This window comes from Streptomyces cahuitamycinicus, assembly GCF_002891435.1.
In the GTDB taxonomy this organism is placed as follows: domain Bacteria; phylum Actinomycetota; class Actinomycetes; order Streptomycetales; family Streptomycetaceae; genus Streptomyces; species Streptomyces cahuitamycinicus.
In genome coordinates this window covers 1-1,661 of record NZ_POUC01000805.1, presented here as the reverse complement: position 1 = coordinate 1,661, position 1,661 = coordinate 1, and the positions used below count along the sequence as shown (strand labels likewise).

At 70.3% G+C, this 1,661-nt stretch carries 1 protein-coding gene and 1 pseudogene; one reads left to right on the top strand and one right to left on the bottom strand.

All coding sequences use genetic code 11. The annotated features are described in order from the left end of the window. A partial coding sequence (gene nicT / locus C1J00_RS43025) for a Nickel transporter NicT (RefSeq protein ID WP_245936743.1) occupies positions 1–1,094 on the top strand: 1,094 nt, incomplete at its 5' end. Between the two features lie 7 nt (positions 1,095–1,101). Here the strand turns inward: nicT and C1J00_RS43020 are convergent. Beyond that, a pseudogene (locus C1J00_RS43020) lies at positions 1,102–1,661 on the bottom strand (hypothetical protein); the annotation flags it as partial.

The window sequence follows — 1,661 nt, the reverse complement described above, 5'->3', positions numbered from 1 at the left end:
CGGCCTGGCACCGCGTCCGCACCTCGATGACGCGGCGGGAGTGGACCGGGGTCGGGGGGATGGCGGCCTTCATCCTGGCCCTGCACGTGATCGGCTGGTTCACCCTCGTCGCCGTCGTCGCTCCGGAGCACCACGCCATCGGCACGCAGACCTTCGGCGTCGGCATCGGAGTCACCGCCTACACACTCGGCATGCGGCACGCCTTCGACGCCGACCACATCGCCGCCATCGACAACACCACCCGCAAGCTGATGGGGCAGGGGCGGCGGCCGCTGTCGGTCGGCTTCTGGTTCTCCCTCGGCCACTCCAGCGTCGTCTTCGCCCTGGCCTTCCTGCTCACCCTCGGGGTGAAGAGCCTGGCCGGGCCGGTCCGCGACGACGGCTCCGCACTGCACGACGTCACCGGCCTGATCGGCACGGCCGTGTCCGGGGCGTTCCTCTACCTCATCGCGGGCGTCAACCTCGTCATCCTGGCCGGCATCTGGAAGGTGTTCCGCGCCATGCGCTCGGGCCGCTACGACGAGGCCGCCCTGGAGGAGCGGCTGGACAGCCGCGGCTTGATGAACCGCCTGCTCGGCCGGGTGACGAGATCGGTCTCCAAGCCCTGGCAGATGTACCCGCTGGGCCTGCTGTTCGGCCTCGGCTTCGACACCGCCACCGAGATCGCCCTGCTCGTCCTGGCCGGCTCCGGCGCCGCCTCCGGACTGCCCTGGTACGCGATCCTGTGCCTGCCCGTCCTGTTCGCCGCGGGGATGTGCCTCCTCGACACCATCGACGGCTCGTTCATGAACTTCGCCTACGGCTGGGCCTTCTCCAAGCCGGTCCGCAAGGTCTACTACAACCTCACCATCACCGGCCTGTCCGTCGCCGTGGCCCTCCTCATCGGCTCGGTCGAACTCCTCGGCCTCCTCGCCGAACAGCTCGCACTGCACGGCCCCTTCTGGGACTGGGTCTCCGGCCTCGACCTCAACATCCTCGGCTACGTCGTCGTCGCCCTGTTCTTCGCCACGTGGGTGGTGGCGCTCGTGGTGTGGAGGGTCGGGCGCATCGAGGAGAAGTGGTCGGGAGAACTGGCCCCTCCTCAGCGCCCGTAGCAGCCGCTCACGTCCCCAGCCGCAGTTCCTTGCGCCACTTGACGATCTGCTTCTCCGCATCCCCCGTGTACGACCACGGGGTGCGGGTCGCGCGGGGCCCCAGCATGCCCAGCAGGACGCCCGCGAGGTCCTTGGCACCGGCGTAACAGGCCGCGTGGGCCAGATAGCTGAAGTCGCGGAGTTCGGCGGGCGCGATCCCGAGCTCCGTCCGGCTCATGACCCAGCGCTGCCAGGTACGCCGCAGGTCACTCGCCGCACCGTCGTGGTTCCAGTGCTGTGAGAGGCCTACAGCGGAGTGCCTGCCCTGTGCCGCGTCCAGGGCGAACCGGTACTCCTCGACGCGGGCGTACTGCACCAGCACGGGCAGCGGACAGCCGGGCGGCGCCACCCCGGCCGCGTCCCGGGCGAAGTCGTACATCAGGCCGTGCGTGCCGTGCCAGCGTGCCGAGTAGTAGTGCAGGACCTGCAAGTGTCCCTCGACGCTGTATGGATCGCGCCCGTGCAGGCGGGCAGGCCGCCCCGGGGCGTTGGAGGGGGGTGGGGTGGAGCTCGCCGCCGGACGGAGGA